This window comes from Rufibacter sp. JT20002 (assembly GCF_056491185.1).
The window spans coordinates 749,586-769,152 of record NZ_JBSZJY010000002.1 but is presented as its reverse complement, the minus strand read 5'-3'; the positions used below and the strand labels follow the sequence as shown (position 1 = coordinate 769,152).

The following is a 19,567-nucleotide window of genomic DNA, read 5'->3' as shown; positions in this document are numbered from 1 at the left end:
TCTAAATTTCATGAAAAACAGACTTAGGCCCACCTAGAAAAAGTTATGTTACAGGGTATTAACTACTTTGGCCAAAAAGCAGGGTTGTATGTTGGTTTAATTAAAACCTTAAAACCGGAAACCCACCCGTAGAAATACGTATAAGAAGCACAACAAGATAAACCAGAAAGTGCTTCCAGTTACCGTACTCAACTCCCTGAAAATATTAACCCAGCCAGATGACTCCACCTGTGGGCCCACCAGCCTGCATGCGGTGTACCAGTACTTTCAGGATGTGGTGCCGCTAGAGCAGGTGATCTCAGAAGTGTCGTTTCTGGAAGAAGGAGGGACCCTAGCAGTCTTATTAGGTTGCCATGCCTTGCGCCGGGGATACAAAGCCCGCATCTATACTTACAACCTTCATGTATTTGACCCTACCTGGTTTAAGTTGCCCAAAGAGAAGCTAATCTCTAACCTCCGCGAACAGCTCATTTACAAATCTGACGCCAAACTGCACGTGGCCACGCACGCCTACATTGAGTTTCTGGAGTTGGGCGGGGAAATCCTGCACAAGGATTTAACCTTAAGCCTGATGGATCATTACTTCTCCCGAGGTATCCCGCTTTTGACGGGGCTAAGCGCCACTTACCTCTATAACTGCGCCCGTGAACGGACCAATGACCGGGGAGAAGCCATTTATGATGATGTACGGGGCGAACCGCTAGGCCATTTTGTAGTGCTGGCCGGTTTTGACAATGAACACGAAAAGGAGCACGTGATTGTAGCCGACCCATATCAGGAAAACCCTCTTTTTGGAAATAACTATTACAATGTACCGGTCTCCCGGCTTATAAACGCCATTATGCTGGGGATTGTCACGTATGATGCCAACCTCCTGGCCATAGAACCACAACCAAAAACCAAAATTTCTCCAGAACAGCCCAACCTCCATGCGCAAACTAGTAGTAGTCAATAATCCCAAAGATTGGGACCTTGACGTAGAGGATGTAGAAGTGGTAGATGCGCAACGGTATCTCACCGATCCCACCTACACCGAGATGAAAAGTGCCAGAATCTTTAATCTGTGCCGGTCCTACAAATACCAAAGCAGCGGGTACTATGTCTCCCTTTTGGCAGAAGCAAGGGGCCACCGGGCTATTCCCAACGTGACCACCATTCAGGATCTTAAGTCTCAGACCATTGTGCGGGCCATTACCGACGAGATCAACGAGACCATCCAGAAGAGTTTGGCGAAGCTTAAATCCAAGAATTTCACGCTTAGCATCTACTTTGGGCAAAACGTTGCCAAACAGTACGAGAAGCTGAGTAAGCAACTGCACGACCTGTTCCAGGCTCCACTTTTACGGGCGCAGTTTGTGTTCAACAAAGAATGGACGCTGGAAAGCATAAATCCTATTCCGGTAAACGAGGTGCCTGAGCACCACCTGCGGGATCTGTACAATTTTGCAAAAGCCTACTTTGCCCGTAACCGCTTCTCTAACCTTAGAACAAACAAGAAGATCTACGACCTGGCTATTCTGGTGAATCACGCCGACAGCGATCCCCCATCCAATGACCGCGCCATCCAGAATTTCATAGACGCGGCAGAGAGTTTGGGCTTCTACACCGAACTGATCACCAAAGAGGATTACCGGCGCTTGTCTGAGTTTGATGCTTTGTTTATTAGGGAAACTACCTCGGTCAATCACCACACGTACCGGTTTGCCAGAAGGGCACATGCCGAGGGGTTGGTTGTCATTGATGACCCGGTGTCTATTTTGCGCTGCACCAACAAAGTGTATTTAGCGGAGTTACTTTCCAAAGCCAAGGTAAACATCCCTAAAAGCATGATCATCCACCGCGACAACTGCTGTAAAGTAGTGGAGGAACTTGGCTTGCCGTGCGTGCTGAAGAAACCAGATTCCTCCTTCTCGCAAGGTGTGGTCAAGGTCAAAACAGAGGAGGAGTTAGCCGAGCAACTGAAAGAAATGCTCTCAGAATCTGATTTGATCATCGGGCAAGAGTTCACCCCCACTGATTTTGATTGGCGCATTGGGGTTCTGGATAAACAGCCGCTTTACGCCTGTAAATACTTTATGGCCAAAGACCACTGGCAGATCTATAACTGGGACGGCAAAAAGAATGACGTGACCGGGAATTTTGAAACTGTGCCCTTTGCCGAAGTACCATTTTTTGTACTGCACACAGCTTTAAAGGCTGCTAACTTGATTGGCGATGGGCTCTACGGCGTGGATGTGAAGGAAATATACGGCAAAGCCTACGTGATAGAGGTAAACGACAACCCCAACATTGACCATGGCGTGGAAGACAAAATCCTTAAGAAAGACTTGTACCTGACCATATTGAAGTCAATTAAACGTCGTATTGATAGCCAAAAAAACTTGAATGGTCATGAGCGCATCGGGTAAACTGGGACTGTTTGAAGGCTATGGGGTGGAAATGGAATACATGATTGTAAACCGGGATACCCTCCAGGTGAAACCAATTGCCGATGAAGTGCTGAAAGCCGAAGCGGGGGAGTTGACCTCAGACGTTGAACGGGGACGCATGGCCTGGTCTAATGAATTGGTGCTGCATGTACTGGAGCTGAAAACCAATGGACCTGCTCCAGCTCTGGCGCCTTTGGCAGATCTGTTCCATCAAGAAGTACTTCGGGTGAATGCCTTGCTGGAACCTCATAACGCCATGTTGCTTCCCACGGGGGCACACCCGTTTATGGACCCTTTTACTGAAACCAAGTTGTGGCCACACGAGGCTAGCGAAATCTATGAGGCGTATAACCGGATTTTCAACTGCCAAGGGCACGGCTGGTCAAATCTGCAAAGTACTCATCTAAATCTTCCATTCAAGTCAGACGAAGAGTTTGGGCGTTTGCACGCTGCCATCCGGTTGATATTACCCTTAATTCCTGCCTTAAGCGCTGCTTCTCCGGTATTAGATGCAGTTCCGACCGGATTTTTAGATACCCGCCTGGAGGTGTACCGGAAGAACCAGCAGAAAATACCCTTGATTGCCGGGGAAGTGGTTCCCGAAGCGGTATTCTCACAGGCCGCCTACGATGCCCAGATCTTCCAACCCATGTTCAAAGCTATTTCCCCCTATGACCCGGAGGGCGGACTACAAGACGAGTTCCTAAATTCTCGGGGCGCAATCGCCCGGTTCAGCCGCGGGGCCATTGAGATCAGGATCATTGATAACCAGGAGTGTCCTAAGGCTGATATAGCTATCGTAGCTTTGGTATCGGAAGCTTTGAAATTAATGGTTTCTGAAAAATGGAGCAGCTTTGAAGACCAGCAAAAAGCTGATACCTCAAGGTTGGCTTCGGTTTTCCTGAGTTCTCTTAAAAATGGCCCTGAAACAGTAGTGGAGGATTCTACTTATCTCCAGCTTTTAGGCTTACCGCAGAACATAGCCACCTTACGGGAGATTTGGGTGCATTTATGGGAAAACGTGCAGAAAGAGGCGGTTTTCACTTCTGATCTTGCCCAAACTATTGAATTGCTTTTGCATCAGGGAAACCTTTCACTTCGGATATTGAAAGTATTGGGAGAGAATCCTTCCTTAGATAAAATTAGAGACGTATACAGAAAGTTGGCCATCTGTTTGGCACAGAATAAACTTTTTGAGCCGTGAAAGACGAACGGGTGAAAGTCATGCTTACCTGTGAGCACGGTGGGAACGAGATTCCCTCACCGTTTGCCGCTGCTTTCAAAGGCTTGAAACCTGTGCTATCCACCCACCGGGGCTACGACATCGGGGCCTTGGAACTGTTTCACAAGTTCTCCCAATCTGCTGACTTTTCCCTATTCAGTACCACCAGCAGATTAGTGGTGGAACTGAACCGGTCCTTGCACCATCCTAAGTTGTTTTCTGAATTCATGCCTGCTTTGTCTACCACCCAGATGGAGAAAGTGCTGGCGGAGCACTATTACCCATACCGCCAGAAGGCAGAAGCCCAGGTAGCCGATTGGGTACAGCAGGGCTTCTCGGTTTTTCACCTATCGGTACACAGTTTCACCCCTGAACTGAATGGGAAGGTTCGCAAAGCAGATATTGGTTTCTTGTATGACCCTAAACGGGAACGGGAGCAGCTATTTGCCGCCCGCTGGCGTCAGCAGATGCAGAAGGTGCAGCCTCGCATCAAAATCCGGTACAATTATCCCTATAAAGGGACTTCAGACGGGTTTACTACGCAGTTCCGGAAAAACTATTCCAATGACCAATATGCCGGCTTGGAGCTGGAAGTAAATCAGCGATTTCCGGAGGCGGGTTCAGAAGAATGGGAACAACTGCAAGCGCATTTGGTGCAAACTTTTCCGCTGGCCTTTTAACCTCTTTGTTCAATTTACAGTATATGTGCAAACCAAGATTTTGAAAAATCTTGGAGATCAGACAAACAGTTCTACCTTAACTATGAAAAAGAATGGATTTTATTATTAACCTTCTCGTGAGTGCCGGAGTTTTAATGCTGCTGGCCTACCTGATGCCTCAGGTGCAGATTAAGAGTTTCTGGACGGCCCTTTGGGTTGCCTTCTTGGTGGGTATTTTAAATGCCACTCTAGGGCTACTGCTCAGATTCCCCTTAAACCTTGTGACGTTGTTCTTCCTGCAGTTTGTGGTGAAGCTGGTGGTTACCGCCATCATTATCAAACTGGTAGATAAGATGATCCGGAATTTTGAGGTGCGGGGCTTCTGGCCAGCTTTGGTGATTGCAGTTGCCTTGGCCGTGGCAAGTACTTTACTGGAGCGGAATGACGAAGAATACGATAGCGCAGAATACCAGCAGAATGCTTTGGTGATCCCTGCAGCCCAGCCTATGATCAGCTAAGATCAAATTTATTTAAACTAAAAGCGCCAGTTTCTTTACAGAAGACTGGCGTTTTTGTTTTATTAGGTAATTAAAGCCGGCTTAGTACCCTTGGCTTAAATTTACTTGATCTGGTATCTCTTTTCCGGCAAGAAAGAGGTCAAGATTTGCTAGAAACCGATTGATCTTTCCTTCCATTTCCTGCGCTTGGCCACCACCAGTATGTTGAGTTAACAAGACGTTTTCCAAGTCCCAAAGGGGACTTTCCTGAGGCAAGGGTTCTTGCTCCGTGACATCCAGCACGGCCCCCGCCAAATGCCCAGATTGCAATGCAGAGATCAAGGCCTTCTCATCAGTAGTATTACCACGGCCCACATTGGCATAAAGGCTTCCTTCTTTCATGTTCTGAATAAAATCAGCGGAGACATATTTGTCTAGGTTGCCGGGGAGGGTGTTGATGATAATATCGGTGTGGGGGAGTTCTCGGAAGAGTTCTTCTAGGGAATGGATATCAGCGGTCGGATTTTGGCGGGCTGTCATCTTTACCCGCGTACCAAAGGCCTCCAACTTTTTCTTTACTGCTTTTCCGATGGTTCCGGCTCCTAAAACGATCGCAGATTTATGGCCCAACAATTCTAACGAGAAGCGAACCCTCTTGCTTTGCCAGTTCTTTTCCTGCTGAAGCCTCAACAACTCAGGAATTCCCCGGTAGAAAACCAAAATACCGGCTACCATAGTCTCTGCGCAGGCGTCTGCAAAGAAGTCGCCCATATTTGCTACTGCCGCCGGAACCTGTAGGTCTTTGTATTGGTCAAACCCCACCGAATCTAGTTGCCAAAACCGGAGCGACTGAGCAGGGGATTCAAACCAATGGGAGGGAGGGTTCCCAAAAACAACCTCCGCCTTAGCGAAGGACTCTTTACTTTCCTTTTCTATATCAGGGTCATTGAAAACTGGAACAACTCCAACTGGAAGTTTAGCCTTTATATATGCTTGTTTCTGCGTGTCAAGATCTGAGTAGACAAAAAGATTCATTGAATGCTAAATGAACGATGAATAGAAAGAAAAGCGCCTAAAAGAAAGGTGTACTAAAAAAATTAGAAACCTTAAACCTGAGCTGTTAAAAAAAAGATAACTGTTTTAAAGGCGTTTTGAAGAAATCCGTTCTAGAACACTTTATTCCTCATCCTCAAAGTAAAGTTTGTAGTACTTACGCCCATCTTCATCAACGCCTTTCTCAATCATGTCTTTGTTTCCGTGGATGTATACGTGAAAGTTCTTATCCAACTTTAAAACGCTTTTAAAAACACGGGCCTGCTTCTTGACGGCCTGAGGGGAGATGTCAAAGCTGTCTTCCAGTTCAATGTCATAGTTCTGCCGGTACTCAGTGTCATAATTATTGAATGACTCAATCAGGTCGGGTTGGCCGAAAACCTCGGTGACAAACTCTTCTTTGTCAAAGGTTTCATGTTTGTTGAAGTACTCTACAGAGCGGTTCAGCAGCACGATCTGGTCGGTTTTCTCTACCTCAAACTCTTCCGTCATACGTTCAGAGATGAACTCTTTGGTAAGGTTGAGCAAGTGATTGGTTTGGTGGAATTCGTTATTAATCTGGGTAAGACCCAGGAAGTTTTCGCTCCAGTACTTGGCTTCTTCGCCTCGGTTTTGGTAGTCCATGATGGCCACCAGAAAACCTTCTTCGGGTTTGGTATTGAAGATGATGCAGCCTTTGTCAAACTTGTTGCTGTCAATACCTTCTAAGTAGGACATGGTGAAATCACGGTTTTTGCGGCTTACGTCAAAATACCCGCTTTTCACCTCTGTCTTGAAAATTCCTACAGCTTCCACCACGCGCTCTTCAATCTCGCAATTGATGAAATGGGCTACGTACAACTCGCCGGGCTTGATTTTAGGATGGCTGGAGCTTTCAAAAAGGTGCCGGGCTATGTTGCGGGTGTTCTCATGAAAGGCTTCTTTGTCGGCAAAGATATTCTCGGCATAGCTGTAGACTTCATTGAACTGAAGCGAAGAAGGATGGCTGAATTTAAACCGCTCATGGGCCTTGTCAAATTTGCCCAAGAAGAACTTTTCCAATTTCTCGGTAAGGCCGTCGCCAAAATCAAACGTATTTTCTGAAAGCGTGAGTTTTTGCTCAAGTCCTTTATTGCCCACATGATGGATGGAAAGATTGGTGAGCGTGGCGGTATCAAATTTCATGAAGGAAGAGGCGCTTAAAGATGTCAAATGGAACGAAGCTGCAAAAGTAAGGATTCTACGGCATCTGGTAAGCCAAGCACGTAAATACTCAAGCTTTTCCCAGCGGCTGTTTGCGGTTTATTTTGGTTGAAACAGCTCTAAATCTTAGTTAGATGGGTTGAAGAAATAGAGGGGCTGCTATCGCTAATTGATTTGGATGATCTTGTTCTTCTAGCGTAATAGGCTATCTTTCCTGCTATCTAAATTGAAAACCTTATACTTTGAAATCTGTTTTCGTTACCTCAGGATACGTCCTGCTGGCTTTATTGTCACTGGTTCTCATCTACTTTCTGATTGCCTTTGTATTATCCAGGTTGAGTGTGGACCCCGAACCGAATACGAAAAAGGAACTTTCCATTTATATTCTGACCAATGGAGTGCATACCGATTTGGTGGTACCGGTGAAGAGCGAAGTCTATGATTGGTGTAATTATGTTAAGTACGAACATACAGCAGCCAATGACACTACCGCAAATTTTGTAGCCTTTGGGTGGGGTGACAAAGGGTTTTACCTGGAAACGCCCACCTGGGCGGACTTGAAGGCGAGTGTGGCTTTTAAGGCAATGACTGGATTGGGAGCCTCGGCGTTACATGCCACTTTTTATAAATCCATGCCTGAAAATGAAGCCTGCCGCAGAATAGACCTGAGCCGAGAGCAATATGCAAAGTTGGTGAGCTTCATTCAAAGTCGGTTTGACTTAGATAAGGATGGAAACACCATCAATATAAAGACAGAAGCAAACTACGGAAACGATGATGCTTTCTATGAAGCCAAAGGGAGGTATAATCTATTTTACACCTGCAATACCTGGGCCAATGAAGGATTGAAAGCCTGTGGTCAAAAAGCCTGCATCTGGACACCTTTTTACAAACCTATATTTGAGCACTACACAGAATAGAAAGGTTTACAAAGCTTGAATTAATGTAATGAAGGAAATAATCAAAAAAGCTTATTCAGAACCTAACTTAACATATAATAAGCTATAAGGCCTTTTGATTATATAATAAGCAAAAGTCTTATAATTTATATTATGTTAAGTAACGTATTTATAACCCTTATAGAATAGTATACCTTTTGAATTAAACCTGTTTTTCAAACCCAACCCATAGGTCACCTGCATTCTTAATACCTTGTTGGAAGCTAACTTATACGTATGGGGTTCGTTTACTTCATGTAGTATTCACCAAATAGTAAAACTATGTTTGATCAAATTTTAAACCTTGTAAAACAATAAGTTGGCAATAATCCAGAGGTAGCTTCTAATATACCTACTGGACAAGAAGATGCTGTTCACCATGAAATTGCGCACCAAGTTACAAACGGGTTAGCTCAACAAGCTACTACCCAAGGTGGTGTTGGCGGACTGATGTCTATGCTTCAAGGCGGCATGTCTGCCGGGAACCCAGTGACAAATGCCATTGCCGGCAGTGTGGTTAGTACCTTAGGAAATAAGTTTGGCCTTCCGCCTGCGGCGACTGGAGCTATTGCGGCCGCTTTACCGGGTCTTTTGCAGAAATTCGCCCATAAAGCCAATGACCCAAATGACAACAGCATAACCCCAGACAGCATTACCGCTTCACTTTCCAAATTAGGTGGCGGTGGTTTAGGCAACTTAGGAAATCTAGGTGGTTTATTTAAGTAGTCTATAAAACCAAATCAATGAAAAGGCACAGCCTGCTCAGATTGGTTTACAAGAAAAAGACAGCTCAAAGAGAACGTCATTCTACTGGCTTTTCTTTGAGCTCTTTTCTTTTAGTGCCCCTGTTTACATATCAATTTCTTTGGAGTGCCTCTGAAACGTACCTGTAAATGAAAAGAAACTTAGGTATGACACTGATTCATGCGTTTAATGAATAAGTAAATTCGTAATATTACCTTCAACTATAGTCGCTTTCTTTGATCAGAATAAGGCTATATGGGACTCTAATCATATAAATTACAAGTTAAATTAATGACTTGTAGATGATATAAATTGCTTATAATCAATAAAATGCTAGATCAAAAAACGCTACTAACTTCTTTCCTCTTTTTGGGAGTTCTGCTCAGAGAAGCAGAACCAGATGCAAAACAGGTATCGTATTTAGTTTCAGGATGTAAGTTGGAGGACCTATCATGAGTGCAGGTCTTCTCGCCCTTTTAGATGATGTGGCTGCCCTTGTGAAGGTGAGCGCCGCTAGTTTAGATGATGTTCCTACCCAAGTAGCCAAAACCACCGGGAAAGTATCGGGGATTGTCATTGACGATACGGCTGTGACGCCAAAGTACGTGGTAGGTCTGGACCCTTCTCGCGAACTTTCTATCATCTACCAGATTGCCAAAAAGTCCCTCATCAATAAGCTTCTTTTTATAAGCCCCGCGGCCATGCTTCTGGGGTTCTTTGCGCCTTGGGCAATCACCCCTATCCTGATGCTGGGAGGTGCTTTCCTTTGCTACGAAGGGTATGAAAAGGTGCACTCCATGTTTGCCAAGCACCATGATGAGGACCATGGACAGACCGATCTAAAGGTGATCACTCCCGAGGAACTGGAGAAAACCAGGGTGCAGGGCGCCGTTCGTACTGATTTAATTTTGTCCTCAGAAATTGTGGCCATCACCTACTCTACTGTGGCAGACAAAGACTTAGTAAATCAGATTGCTGTGATGGTGTGCGTTGGGGTGTTTATCACAGTGGCTGTTTACGGTTTTGTGGCCTTGATTGTAAAGGCAGATGACTTTGGCGTGCACTTGGCAAAAGAAAACCATAGCGCCCAAGTAAGAAACTTCGGGCGTGGAATCGTCAATTTTATGCCGCACTTTCTTAAAATTCTGGGTTACGTTGGCACAGCGGCCATGCTGTGGGTTGGAGCCGAGATTATTGCCCATGGCATTCCTTTTACCAGCCATCTACTTCATGACATAGAACACGCTTTGGCCAAGATGCCTTTCTTAGCTTGGTTAGCTAAAGCCGTGGCTTGCGGAATTGGCGGGTTAGCCTTAGGTGCTGTGATTGACCGGATAGTTCGCCTGTTCCGTAAATCCCATTAAACATTAGGTTCTATTACTTCAACAGAAAAGCCTTTCTATCAAAATTGATAGAAAGGCTTTTCTGTTTTGGTTTGAATAGGATTGAGTTTACCCTTATCAAACTCTTTTTTTAAAAGAAGCTCAAAACAGCCAAACTCCTTCCCTTCTAATACTCTATAAAATCACCATCTTGGTAGCACCACATCCACTTTTCACCTGGTTCCGCGGAAATGATCACCGGGTGCTGGGTTGAATGGAAATGGGCCGTCATGTGCTTGGAAGGCGAGTCATCACAGCATAAGGTTACGCCACAAGTTTGGCAGGTCCTAAGGTGCAACCAATGTCCGCCGGTTTTGGCGCACTCTTCGCACAGGTAGTCTTTTGGCAGCTTCAGGTCTTTAATGCTTTCCAGGTGTTCACAGTGGGTTTGTTCTTTCATCTTTTTACACTTCGGCTAAATATTTATGTACAAAACTGATGGCCATGGAGCCTTCCCCCACCGCAGATGCTACTCGGTTCATGGCCCCTGCCCTTACATCCCCGGCCGCAAAAATTCCAGGGCAACTAGTTTCTAGTAAATAAGGGTCTCGTTTCTGCTTCCAGATTTTGTTGAACCCTTCATAGATTTTCAGCTCTCGGCCTGTTTCAATAAATCCTTTGGCATCTTTCAAGATGCCCAAGCCAATCCAGTCTGTGTAAGGTTTGGCCCCGATGAAGATATATACGGAGTCTGCCGGGTGCCTCTTCTCAGTTCCATCCTGGTGGTTTTTCAAGATTAGACACTCCAGTCGGTCTTTGCCCTGGGCTTCTACGATCTCTGTTTTTGGGAGTACATGGATGTTGCTTGTGCCATTCACCTGGTCAATGAGGTAAGCCGACATGGTTGCCACCAGGCTTTCTCCCCTGATCAGGATATAGACGTTCCGGGCGAATTTGGCTAGATACATGGCTGCCTGCCCAGCGGAGTTGCCCCCTCCTACAATGAATACTTCTTTGTCCTGGCAAGAGGCTGCCTCGGTAGTAGCGGAGCCATAGTAGATACCAGCGCCGGTGAATTCAGAAATGCCTGTGGTATCAAGTTTTCGGTAGTCTACTCCGGTAGTGATGACGAGGGCTTTGGCGTTGATTTCCCGATCATCGTCCAGAATGATCTTTTTATACCCATCTTTCAGCCGCAGTTCTTTCACCATCTGAGGCGCAATAAAATCTGTCCCGAAACGGGTGGCTTGGGTGATGGCCCGTCGGGTCAATTCAGCCCCGCTCAAACCTGATGGAAAACCAAGGTAGTTTTCAATGCGAGAGCTGGTACCCGCCTGTCCCCCGGGGGCTCGCCGTTCAATGAGGAGTGTTTTCAATCCTTCGGAGGCACCGTAAACCGCGGCGGCTAACCCTGCTGGGCCTGCCCCAATGATGGCCACATCGTACACCTCATTTTTAAACTGGGGATTTAAGCCAATTCTTGAAGCTACCTCCACTAACGTCGGGGCTTTCAGGCAGGTACCATCCTCCAGAATCACGGCAGGCAATTCAGCGCGGGAGATTTCGTTCGCACTCAAAAAGGTCTTGGCTTCCTCGCTTGTCTCCACATCCAGCCACTGGTACGGTACTAAGTTGCCCGACAGGAAATCTTTTAAACCGTGCGTTTTAGGTGAGAACTGATAACCAATCAATTTGATGCCCTTAAACTCTGGCCTAAAACTACCTTGCCAATCATCTAGTAATTCATCCAATATAGGGTACAGCTTTTCCTCGGGTGGGTCCCATGGCTTCATCAAATAGTAATCTAACCGCACATCATTGATGGCTTTGATGGCCGCCTGCGTATCTGAATAGGCGGTAAGCAACACCCGTTTGGCTTCCGGGAAAATCTCCATGGCTTTCTCCAGAAAAACTACGCCTTCCATTTCGGGCATGCGCTGGTCTGATAGGAAAAGCGCCACTGTTTCCCCTTTGTTCTTCAACTGAACCAGGCTCTCCAAAGCCTCCTTCACCGAAGGGGTACTCAGTATTCTGTAGCTTCCCCGGTAACGCGCTTTCAGGTCTCGCCCTAATGATCTTAGAACCTGTAAGTCATCGTCAAGGGAAAAGATAATGGGTATGTTCATACTCGTTTATTAGCCTTTTATGGGAAAACAGACCTCAAACTCCGTTTGGCCCGGAACAGATTGCACCTTGATGGTGCCTTTATGCTGATGCACAATTCGGTTGACCACGTCTAAACCCAGGCCCGTTCCTTTGCCAATTTCTTTGGTGGTAAAAAAGGGATCAAAGATCTGGGTGCGTATTTCTTCACTGATGCCAATGCCAGTGTCCTTAATGAATACTCTGGCGCGTTCTCGATCCTTCAGGGTTTTAATGGTTAAAGTGCCTTTGCCCTGTGGTTCCATGGCATCCAAAGCATTGTCAATCAGGTTTGTCCAAACTTGGTTAAGTTCGCCAATGCGGGCATTTACCAGAGGCAGATCCTGGTCGTAGTCTTCCACCAGTTCTATCTGTCCTTTCTTGATCTTATGGTGCAGCATGGTTAAGGTGTTTCTTATACCCTGGTGCACGTCAGAATATTGGTTCTCCTGGCCCCGGTCCATATGCGTGAAGTTTTTCACCGAACTCACCAGCGAAGCAATCCGCTGCGAGGCCTCCTGTATATCAGAGACAATCTTCTCCGTGATCAGGTTATTGTTGATCCAGTTCAGCACGGGGGTAAGGTATTGGGCCGGGATCATTTCGGCGAAGTCGTCCATATCTGCAACGGTGAAACCTGCTTCGGCGAAATTCTCTGGTAGGTCAGAAGAGTAATGCACTTCCTTGTCGTCCAGCCAATCCGTTATGTCATCTTCCAGGTCGCTTTTCTCCAATAAGGTTAAAAGTGGTTTGTTCTGCTGGCTTAGTACGGAGAACATCTTTTCTTTGACAGCATCAATCTGTGCTTCCTCCATCCTGACAGCCATCACCTGCTTGAACGTGACTGGCGTTAACTCCAGGTGTTTCTTCAAGGAAACTGCATCCCGCACAATTGCCGAGGCTGGGTTATTCAACTCGTGGGCCAGCCCCGCCGATAATTTCCCAAGGGCCATCATTTTTTCATTCTGTTGGGTTTGGGTGGTAAACTCCCTTACCCGATCCGTCATTACGTGGACGAGCGCCTGGGTTAACTCAAAGTGCTGGTGAATCAATTCTGTTGTGGAGGCAATTGGAAAAACCAGTGCTTGGGTGTCTTCCACAGCCTGCCCAAATCCAATCGCCTCTTTGGCTCTGGAATACGGCAAATGTCCCGTGATTTCCTTTGGCTTTAGAAAGCTTATTTCCCGGATGCCTCCGTTTTGAAGCCGATAAATATGAATAGAACCCGTCACCAGGATGATGGTGCCCATAAGGTCTTCGCCTGATTTAAACAGGTATTCACCTTCTTTGAAGAATTGTAGGGTGCTTTTGTCCAAGAACCATCTTAATTGGTCTGGCGGAACTTCTTGCAAGGCGCTTATTCCCTGCAGCCATTCTTCGGTAATAGGAAGCATACGCTTTCGAGTGAAAAGTTTAGCAGGAACCTTCAACTGCCTTTTGATACATAGAATGGTAATTGAACCCTAGGCTCTTGGGTGTCATACTCAAGACGTAAGTCAATTTATAATTTGCGCTTTAATGTAAGATTAATTTATAAATGTTCCTTTCTTTTTAAGCTGTAAGCTGGCTAAAACTCTTTAGGCAGGAAAAGAATAAAGAAGAGTAAACTAGGGATCTTGATGGAAGCAGGAAGAAAAAGGTCCTTTGAGAACTATGTTTGTCAAAGGAGGCCTGCTTTGGGGTTAGTTTAAAACTTTAAGGCTTAAAATACGGTAGCTATAAACGCAATCATTCAACCAATAGAATATGGCTACTCAGAAATCATTTGACGAACTACTTAATACAAAGCAGAAAAAGCTTTCTTTTTTTCAGAACCTGATCTTAGTGGCAATTGCTGATAAATACCTAGACAGGCAGGAAAGTGATTTTCTAGTGCAAATTGGCCGTAAGCTGGAACTGACCGAGGAAGACACATCTCCCATCGCAGATAACCTGTCCTTGCTATCGTTTATCATTCCAGAGGATGGCCTTCAGAAAACCATGGAACTCCAGACCTTGGTTTTAATGGTGTTGCAAGACGGAAAAGTAGATGACTCAGAATACAACCTATGTCTGGAATACGCCCGCCGTATAGGGTACAGCAGTGAGATGCTTGATGAATTTATTGAAGAGTTAAGTAAATAATACTTTAAGTATTTAAGAGCTGCTTTTAAGAAAATTAGCTGATATTACCTTCTGTCTTAAATGAACACCAAAAAAGCCTCTTCTAACCGGAAGAGGCTTTTTTTATTTAACATATTTTTTTTTTAGGGACTTAGTTTAGGCCTACTGATTTGTGGCAACAGGTAAAGAGTTGAAGAGTTTTTCAACCCCTTCCGCAATACGCTCCTGAACTTCCTCTGCATTTTTGGGAACTACCGCCTCAGCCTCGGCACTCCACACCAGCGCATTTTGGGCATTGTTTACCAGGTGCACAGAGATGGTGCCTTCTTTGTAACGGCCAACCTCTACTTCTTTACTCCTCCAAGAATACCTTCTCTGCCCTACGTAGTACGGCGCGTCCGTCCTGAAATTTGTCTGGCGGGTTTGAGTTTTTTCCATCACTACTATTCCCAAGTTCACGAGCAAGTCAGGGTTAGAAGAAGACCGGGTTAGCCCTCTCCGCTCCAATTGCCTGGATACCTCATGCTGAAGTGAGGCTAGGTGTTCAGGGGGTATTCTTACAAGGGAAGAATCTGTAGCGGCGTTCCCTTCTACAAATCCATAGGTTTTGTAATTAGTCAGGTTGAAATCAGGGGCAGCTTCGGTATTAAGGACCCTTATGGAACTACAGGCGTTCAGGAAAAAGGCCAGTAAAACCGCCAAGGGAAAACATCTATAGTGCTTCATCTTAGTTAACCATTTAGTACATTATCTGTAGTGTACTTGATAAAATGGTTTTAGTTGGAGCCGTAGGCTAGATGGCAATTATCAGGCGTGTTTTCCGTGAGCTAGTTCAGTCTCAAAACCTTTAACCAATAGGCGGGCAGTGGCCGGATTGGTGGCTAAGGGAACGTTATGGAGATCACAAAGACGCAACAACATTTGCACGTCTGGCTCGTGCGGATGCTTTCCCAAAGCGTCTCGGAAGAAAAGAACAGCGTGAAGCTTACCTTCGGCCACTAAGCTGGCAATCTGGGCATCGCCCCCTTTTGGACCTGAAAGCAGTTTCTTTACTTTAAGTCCCGTCTGCTCTACATACTGGCCTGTAGTGCCGGTGGCTACTAGTTTGGTGTTTTGGAAGAGAGAAGCATGGTCTTTCACAAAAGCGACCATTTCTGCTTTTTTGCCGTCGTGGGCGATAATGGCGATTGCTTTTTCAGCTGGCATATAGTTTTTTTTCTTAAGATAGAATTACTTCTGTAAGTGTGCTAGCCTTATAGAGAATTCAAAAGACTTAGGTTACTGTTTAAGACCATTTTTCTTTAAAGTGCATAAAAAAAGGGCTCCACTTGGAGCCCCTTCTTTCATTTGGGTTGCTAGTTATCTTATAAAGATTGAAGCAAAGAATCCATGCGCTTAGCGTCAGCTGGTCTGTCTAAGGCAGTGTATACCTTTAACAAAGACTGAACAGTGGTACGGTCTTTTGGTTGTACCTTCAATGCACCTTCAAAGTAAGGCATAGCCTGAGCGAAGAATTTCTTAGCCTCAGCTTGAACCGCTTTACCAGATTTCTGGTATTCAGCTAGGCTCATTTTGTTTGCCTTGTTGTTCAAGTTTGCACCTTTGTTGAAGTAGTACACACCAAGGTTGTACTGGGCGTCAAAGTTGTTAGGATCAATCTCAGCGGCTTTTTTGTAAGAAGCCAACGCTTCTTCACCTCTGTTTAACTTCTCCAGAATATTACCCCGAACGGTAAGCAAGTTAGCGTTGTTTGGGTCAGCTTTGATGGCAGCATCCAATTTATCAATGCTTTCCTTTTCACGACCTGATTTCAAGAACAGATCAAGTTCCTGTAACATGAAATCACGGTTGTTAGGGTATTTAGCACGGGCTTTCTCTAACACTGCCAAAGACTCCTTCTCGTTCTTTTCTACGTTATTGGCAATGTACAGCAACTGGCCATATACAGCAGGAGAAGCCAAATTTTTATCTACTAATTGCGTGTACAGTTGTTTAGCAGAAGCATAATCCTCAGCTCCGGCCGCGGCATAAGCGGCATAGATATAAGCAGTTGAGTCTTCTGGCTTATACTTGATGGCCTCTAAATACGCGTTTTTCGCCTCTGTAAACTTTTTGTTGTTGTAATGCTCAACGCCTGCATTCAAAGCATAAGCATACATGTTGTTTACTAAGATTTCTTTGCGCTTGTTGGCTTCATCCGTAAACTCTTTTTTCTTGGTTTCTAAAGCCGGAACCTTTGAGAAAGCCTCATAAGCTTGTTTAGAAGCTTCAGCAGGGTCCATTAGTTTACCATACACCGGGTGGCTTGCCATATCCTGGTAAATCACGCCTTTGTAATACCAAGCCTTGGCATTATTTGCGGTTTTCTCGTGCACAACGGCTTTGTCAATTTCTTCCTTTGCCTTATCTAATGTGCCTTTCTGCTGGTACATGACGGCATTGGTGACGGCAGATGTCTGCGCAAAAGCCATCTGCATAGAGACTACCGCAGCAGCTGTTAAAAGAAACTTTTTCATTGTTTTCTTTACGTTAGGGATTGTTTGTGTTGTTTATGTTAAACTAGAAGATCCTAAAATTAGTTCTCACTCAAGGTATTTGGGTCCAAGAGGTCATTGGATGTTTCTGGGTCAATTACCTCGTCTTCTTCCTCAAAATCCTCATCGTCCTCTATCGGATCAATCATATCTTCGGGGTTCAGCGCTTCATCCAGCGGTAATTCTGCCACTGGCAAGTCAGCCTCACTGATGGCAACCTCCGCCTTGTCGTCAGCCTCAATTTTTGCAACTGATGAAATTTCATCTCCTTCATTCAGCCTAATCAGTCTTACCCCTTGCGATACCCTACCTATCACCCGAAGATCAGCCACGCGTAACCGGATAGTGATTCCGGAACGGTTGATGATCATAAGGTCATCCGTATCAATAACGCCCATGATGGCTACTAAGTGCCCGGTTTTTTCGGTCACGTTCAGGGTTTTCACCCCTTTACCACCACGGTTGGTGATGCGGTATTCATCCAGAGATGATCTCTTACCAAAGCCCTTCTCAGAAACTACCAGTAAGTTGGTGTCTGGGTTATGTACACAAACCATACCAACTACTTTATCTTCTTCTCCGGCCAGTGTCACCCCTCTAACCCCAGCAGCGGTACGGCCCATGGTACGTACTTTCTCTTCGTTGAATCTTACGGCACGGCCAGAACGCAGAGCAATGATCACGTCGTTTGCACCATTGGTTAACTGTACATCCAGTAAGCGGTCGCCTTCGTTGATGGTAATGGCCTGGATACCGGCTTGTCTTGGTCTAGAATAGGCCTCCAACGGAGTTTTCTTGATGGTACCTTGCTCGGTACAGAACACCAGATAATTGTTCAGGACATAGTCTGGGTTCTTGAGACCACTCACATTGATTACTGCCCGTACCTTGTCATCTTTCTCAATGTTGATAAGGTTCTGGATGGCACGTCCTTTGGTAGTCTTACCTCCTTCTGGTACTTCGTACACCTTCAACCAGAATACTTTACCAGACTCCGTAAAGATAAGGAGGTAGTTGTGCGTGCTCGCGATAAATAAGTGCTCTGTGAAGTCATCCTGCTTGGAAGTAGCGGCCCCTCTGGAACCCACCCCGCCCCGGCTTTGGCTGCGGTACTCGGTCAAAGGCGTTCTTTTCACGTAACCCTCATGCGAGATGGTGATCACCATGTTCTCATCTGGGATCATGTCTTCCAGGGAGATGTCGCTGGACACCATTTCAATGGCGGTGCGGCGCTCATCACCATAACGGTCCCGGATATCAGTTAATTCCTGCTTGATGATGTTCATTCTCAAACCTTCATCAGCCAGGACTTGCGTCAGGTAGTCAATCAGTTCTTTGATTTCCTGGTATTCTTTGATAATCTTATCGCGCTCCAGACCAGTCAGACGCTGTAAACGCATCTCCAGAATAGCTCTCGCTTGGATGTCTGATAACTGGAATCGTTCAATCAAACCGGTTCTCGCAATCTCAGGGTCTCTTGAAGAGCGAATCAGGTTAATGACCTCATCCAGGTTATCTAAGGCAATCAATAAACCTTCCAGGATGTGCGCGCGCTTGCGGGCTTCCTCCAGTTCAAATTCGGTTCTCCGGATCACCACTTCATGACGGTGATCTACGAAGTGCTTGATCAGGTCTTTCAGGTTCAGCGTCATAGGACGCCCACCCACCAGAGCCACGTTGTTCACCCCGAAAGAAGATTGCAGCTGTGTGTACTTGAATAGATTGTTCAAGACTACGTTAGCTACAGCGTCACGCTTAAGGTCATACACAATGCGGAGACCCTCGCGGTCAGACTCATCACGTAGGTCAGAGATGCCCTCTATTTTCTTTTCGTTGATAAGCGCCGCGGTTTTCTCAATCATCGCCGCCTTGTTCACCATGTAAGGGATCTCGGTAACGATGATCTGGTCTTTGCCGTTTTTGTTTGTCTCAATGACGGCTTTTGCTCGCACGATGACGCGGCCACGACCGGTTTCCATCGCAGATTTCACACCGTCATACCCGAAGATGATACCGCCTGTAGGGAAATCTGGCGCAGTGATATACTTCATCAGATCTGCCACGGAAATCTCTGGGTCATCAATAAAGGCGATGGTGCCGTTCACTACCTCTGTCAGGTTGTGGGGCGCCATGTTGGTGGCCATCCCTACCGCAATACCAGAGGTTCCGTTTACCAGCAGGTTTGGGAATTTTGCCGGGAAAACACTTGGCTCTTTTAAAGAGTCGTCAAAGTTGGGAACAAAATCAACGGTGTTTTTCTCCAGGTCGGCTAGGAGCTCATCGGCAATCCGCTTCAGGCGGGCTTCGGTATAACGCATGGCCGCCGGTGAGTCACCGTCAATGGATCCAAAGTTACCCTGTCCGTCTACCAATGGGTACCGAAGCGACCAAGGCTGGGCCATCCGGACCATGGTGTCGTACACAGAGGAGTCACCGTGGGGGTGGTATTTACCCAACACCTCTCCTACAATCCTGGCCGACTTCTTGTATGCTTTGTTATAGGAAACACCCAATTCAGACATCCCATACAACACGCGGCGGTGCACTGGTTTGAGACCATCTCGCACATCCGGAAGGGCCCGGGAAATGATAACGGACATTGAATAGTCAATGTACGCCCCGCGCATTTCATCTTCTATGTTTATGGGAATTATCCGCTCGTTTTCTGCCATTTTACTTCAATAGAGCTTAAAATTTGTACTATTTGTAAGCCTGCAATTTACGAAAAAAGATAGTGATTTG

18 protein-coding genes are annotated in these 19,567 nt (G+C 45.9%); 9 read left to right on the top strand and 9 right to left on the bottom strand.

Annotation, left to right across the window (positions count from 1 at the left end):
- The first annotated feature begins 169 nt into the window (after positions 1–169).
- The 5 genes from ACW9SV_RS12710 (at position 170) to ACW9SV_RS12690 (ending at position 4,828) form a co-directional block, all read left to right on the top strand.
- Positions 170–955 carry a peptidase-C39 like family protein gene (locus ACW9SV_RS12710; RefSeq protein WP_479557143.1) on the top strand — a complete coding sequence of 262 codons (786 nt, stop codon included), beginning with the start codon at positions 170–172 and terminating at the stop codon, positions 953–955.
- On the top strand, positions 930–2,408 hold the full coding sequence (locus tag ACW9SV_RS12705; protein ID WP_479557142.1) for a RimK family protein: 1,479 nt from the start codon (positions 930–932) through the stop codon (positions 2,406–2,408). The genes ACW9SV_RS12710 and ACW9SV_RS12705 overlap by 26 nt, the downstream gene beginning before the upstream one ends.
- Positions 2,392–3,633: a carboxylate-amine ligase gene (locus ACW9SV_RS12700; protein ID WP_479557141.1), complete on the top strand. Its 1,242-nt coding sequence runs from the start codon at positions 2,392–2,394 to the stop codon at positions 3,631–3,633. Before ACW9SV_RS12705 ends, ACW9SV_RS12700 begins: the two co-directional genes overlap by 17 nt.
- A complete protein-coding gene (locus ACW9SV_RS12695; RefSeq protein ID WP_479557140.1) occupies positions 3,630–4,331 on the top strand; it encodes an N-formylglutamate amidohydrolase in 702 nt (233 codons plus the stop codon). The genes ACW9SV_RS12700 and ACW9SV_RS12695 overlap by 4 nt, the downstream gene beginning before the upstream one ends.
- A 92-nt stretch (positions 4,332–4,423) precedes the next feature.
- Positions 4,424–4,828 carry a phage holin family protein gene (locus ACW9SV_RS12690; protein ID WP_479557139.1) on the top strand — a complete coding sequence of 135 codons (405 nt, stop codon included), beginning with the start codon at positions 4,424–4,426 and terminating at the stop codon, positions 4,826–4,828.
- 81 nt (positions 4,829–4,909) lie between these two features.
- Here the strand turns inward: ACW9SV_RS12690 and ACW9SV_RS12685 are convergent, their stop codons facing one another.
- Both ACW9SV_RS12685 and ACW9SV_RS12680 read right to left on the bottom strand, forming a co-directional pair.
- A complete protein-coding gene (locus ACW9SV_RS12685; protein ID WP_479557138.1) occupies positions 4,910–5,842 on the bottom strand; it encodes a D-2-hydroxyacid dehydrogenase in 933 nt (310 codons plus the stop codon).
- Positions 5,843–5,983: 141 nt separating this feature from the next.
- Positions 5,984–7,024, bottom strand: a complete 1,041-nt coding sequence (locus ACW9SV_RS12680) for a nucleoid-associated protein (protein WP_479557137.1) — start codon at positions 7,022–7,024, stop codon at positions 5,984–5,986.
- 260 nt (positions 7,025–7,284) lie between these two features.
- Between ACW9SV_RS12680 and ACW9SV_RS12675 the strand changes: the two genes are divergently transcribed.
- The 3 genes from ACW9SV_RS12675 (at position 7,285) to ACW9SV_RS12665 (ending at position 10,088) form a co-directional block, all read left to right on the top strand.
- Positions 7,285–7,962, top strand: a complete 678-nt coding sequence (locus ACW9SV_RS12675; RefSeq protein WP_479557136.1) for a TIGR02117 family protein — start codon at positions 7,285–7,287, stop codon at positions 7,960–7,962.
- Positions 7,963–8,430: 468 nt separating this feature from the next.
- Positions 8,431–8,706 (top strand): hypothetical protein, encoded by a 276-nt coding sequence (locus ACW9SV_RS12670; RefSeq protein WP_479557135.1) that lies wholly within the window; start codon positions 8,431–8,433, stop codon positions 8,704–8,706.
- Positions 8,707–9,176: 470 nt separating this feature from the next.
- The gene (locus ACW9SV_RS12665; protein WP_479557134.1) at positions 9,177–10,088 is read left to right on the top strand and encodes a DUF808 domain-containing protein; all 912 of its coding nucleotides are present in this window, start codon (positions 9,177–9,179) and stop codon (positions 10,086–10,088) included.
- 145 nt (positions 10,089–10,233) lie between these two features.
- Here the strand turns inward: ACW9SV_RS12665 and ACW9SV_RS12660 are convergent, their stop codons facing one another.
- The 3 genes from ACW9SV_RS12660 to ACW9SV_RS12650 are packed head-to-tail and all read right to left on the bottom strand — an operon-like array spanning position 10,234 to position 13,582.
- Entirely contained in the window at positions 10,234–10,506 is a 273-nt protein-coding gene (locus tag ACW9SV_RS12660; RefSeq protein WP_479557133.1) for a UBP-type zinc finger domain-containing protein, read from the bottom strand.
- Between the two features lie 4 nt (positions 10,507–10,510).
- The gene (locus ACW9SV_RS12655) at positions 10,511–12,172 is read right to left on the bottom strand and encodes an NAD(P)/FAD-dependent oxidoreductase (RefSeq protein ID WP_479557132.1); all 1,662 of its coding nucleotides are present in this window, start codon (positions 12,170–12,172) and stop codon (positions 10,511–10,513) included.
- A 9-nt stretch (positions 12,173–12,181) separates the two neighbouring features.
- Positions 12,182–13,582 (bottom strand): ATP-binding protein, encoded by a 1,401-nt coding sequence (locus ACW9SV_RS12650; protein ID WP_479557131.1) that lies wholly within the window; start codon positions 13,580–13,582, stop codon positions 12,182–12,184.
- A 352-nt stretch (positions 13,583–13,934) separates the two neighbouring features.
- Here ACW9SV_RS12650 and ACW9SV_RS12645 point away from each other — a divergent pair, with 352 nt between their 5' ends.
- The gene (locus ACW9SV_RS12645; RefSeq protein ID WP_479557130.1) at positions 13,935–14,312 is read left to right on the top strand and encodes a hypothetical protein; all 378 of its coding nucleotides are present in this window, start codon (positions 13,935–13,937) and stop codon (positions 14,310–14,312) included.
- Between the two features lie 141 nt (positions 14,313–14,453).
- Here the strand turns inward: ACW9SV_RS12645 and ACW9SV_RS12640 are convergent, their stop codons facing one another.
- From ACW9SV_RS12640 to gyrA, 4 genes are all read right to left on the bottom strand, one after another.
- Positions 14,454–15,017, bottom strand: a complete 564-nt coding sequence (locus tag ACW9SV_RS12640) for a DUF4136 domain-containing protein (RefSeq protein WP_479557129.1) — start codon at positions 15,015–15,017, stop codon at positions 14,454–14,456.
- A gap of 81 nt (positions 15,018–15,098) precedes the next feature.
- The gene (locus ACW9SV_RS12635) at positions 15,099–15,497 is read right to left on the bottom strand and encodes a methylglyoxal synthase (protein ID WP_479557128.1); all 399 of its coding nucleotides are present in this window, start codon (positions 15,495–15,497) and stop codon (positions 15,099–15,101) included.
- A gap of 158 nt (positions 15,498–15,655) precedes the next feature.
- Positions 15,656–16,807 carry a tetratricopeptide repeat protein gene (locus tag ACW9SV_RS12630; RefSeq protein WP_479557127.1) on the bottom strand — a complete coding sequence of 384 codons (1,152 nt, stop codon included), beginning with the start codon at positions 16,805–16,807 and terminating at the stop codon, positions 15,656–15,658.
- A 59-nt stretch (positions 16,808–16,866) separates the two neighbouring features.
- Positions 16,867–19,497, bottom strand: a complete 2,631-nt coding sequence (gene gyrA / locus ACW9SV_RS12625) for a DNA gyrase subunit A (protein ID WP_479557126.1) — start codon at positions 19,495–19,497, stop codon at positions 16,867–16,869.
- Positions 19,498–19,567 lie beyond the last annotated feature (70 nt).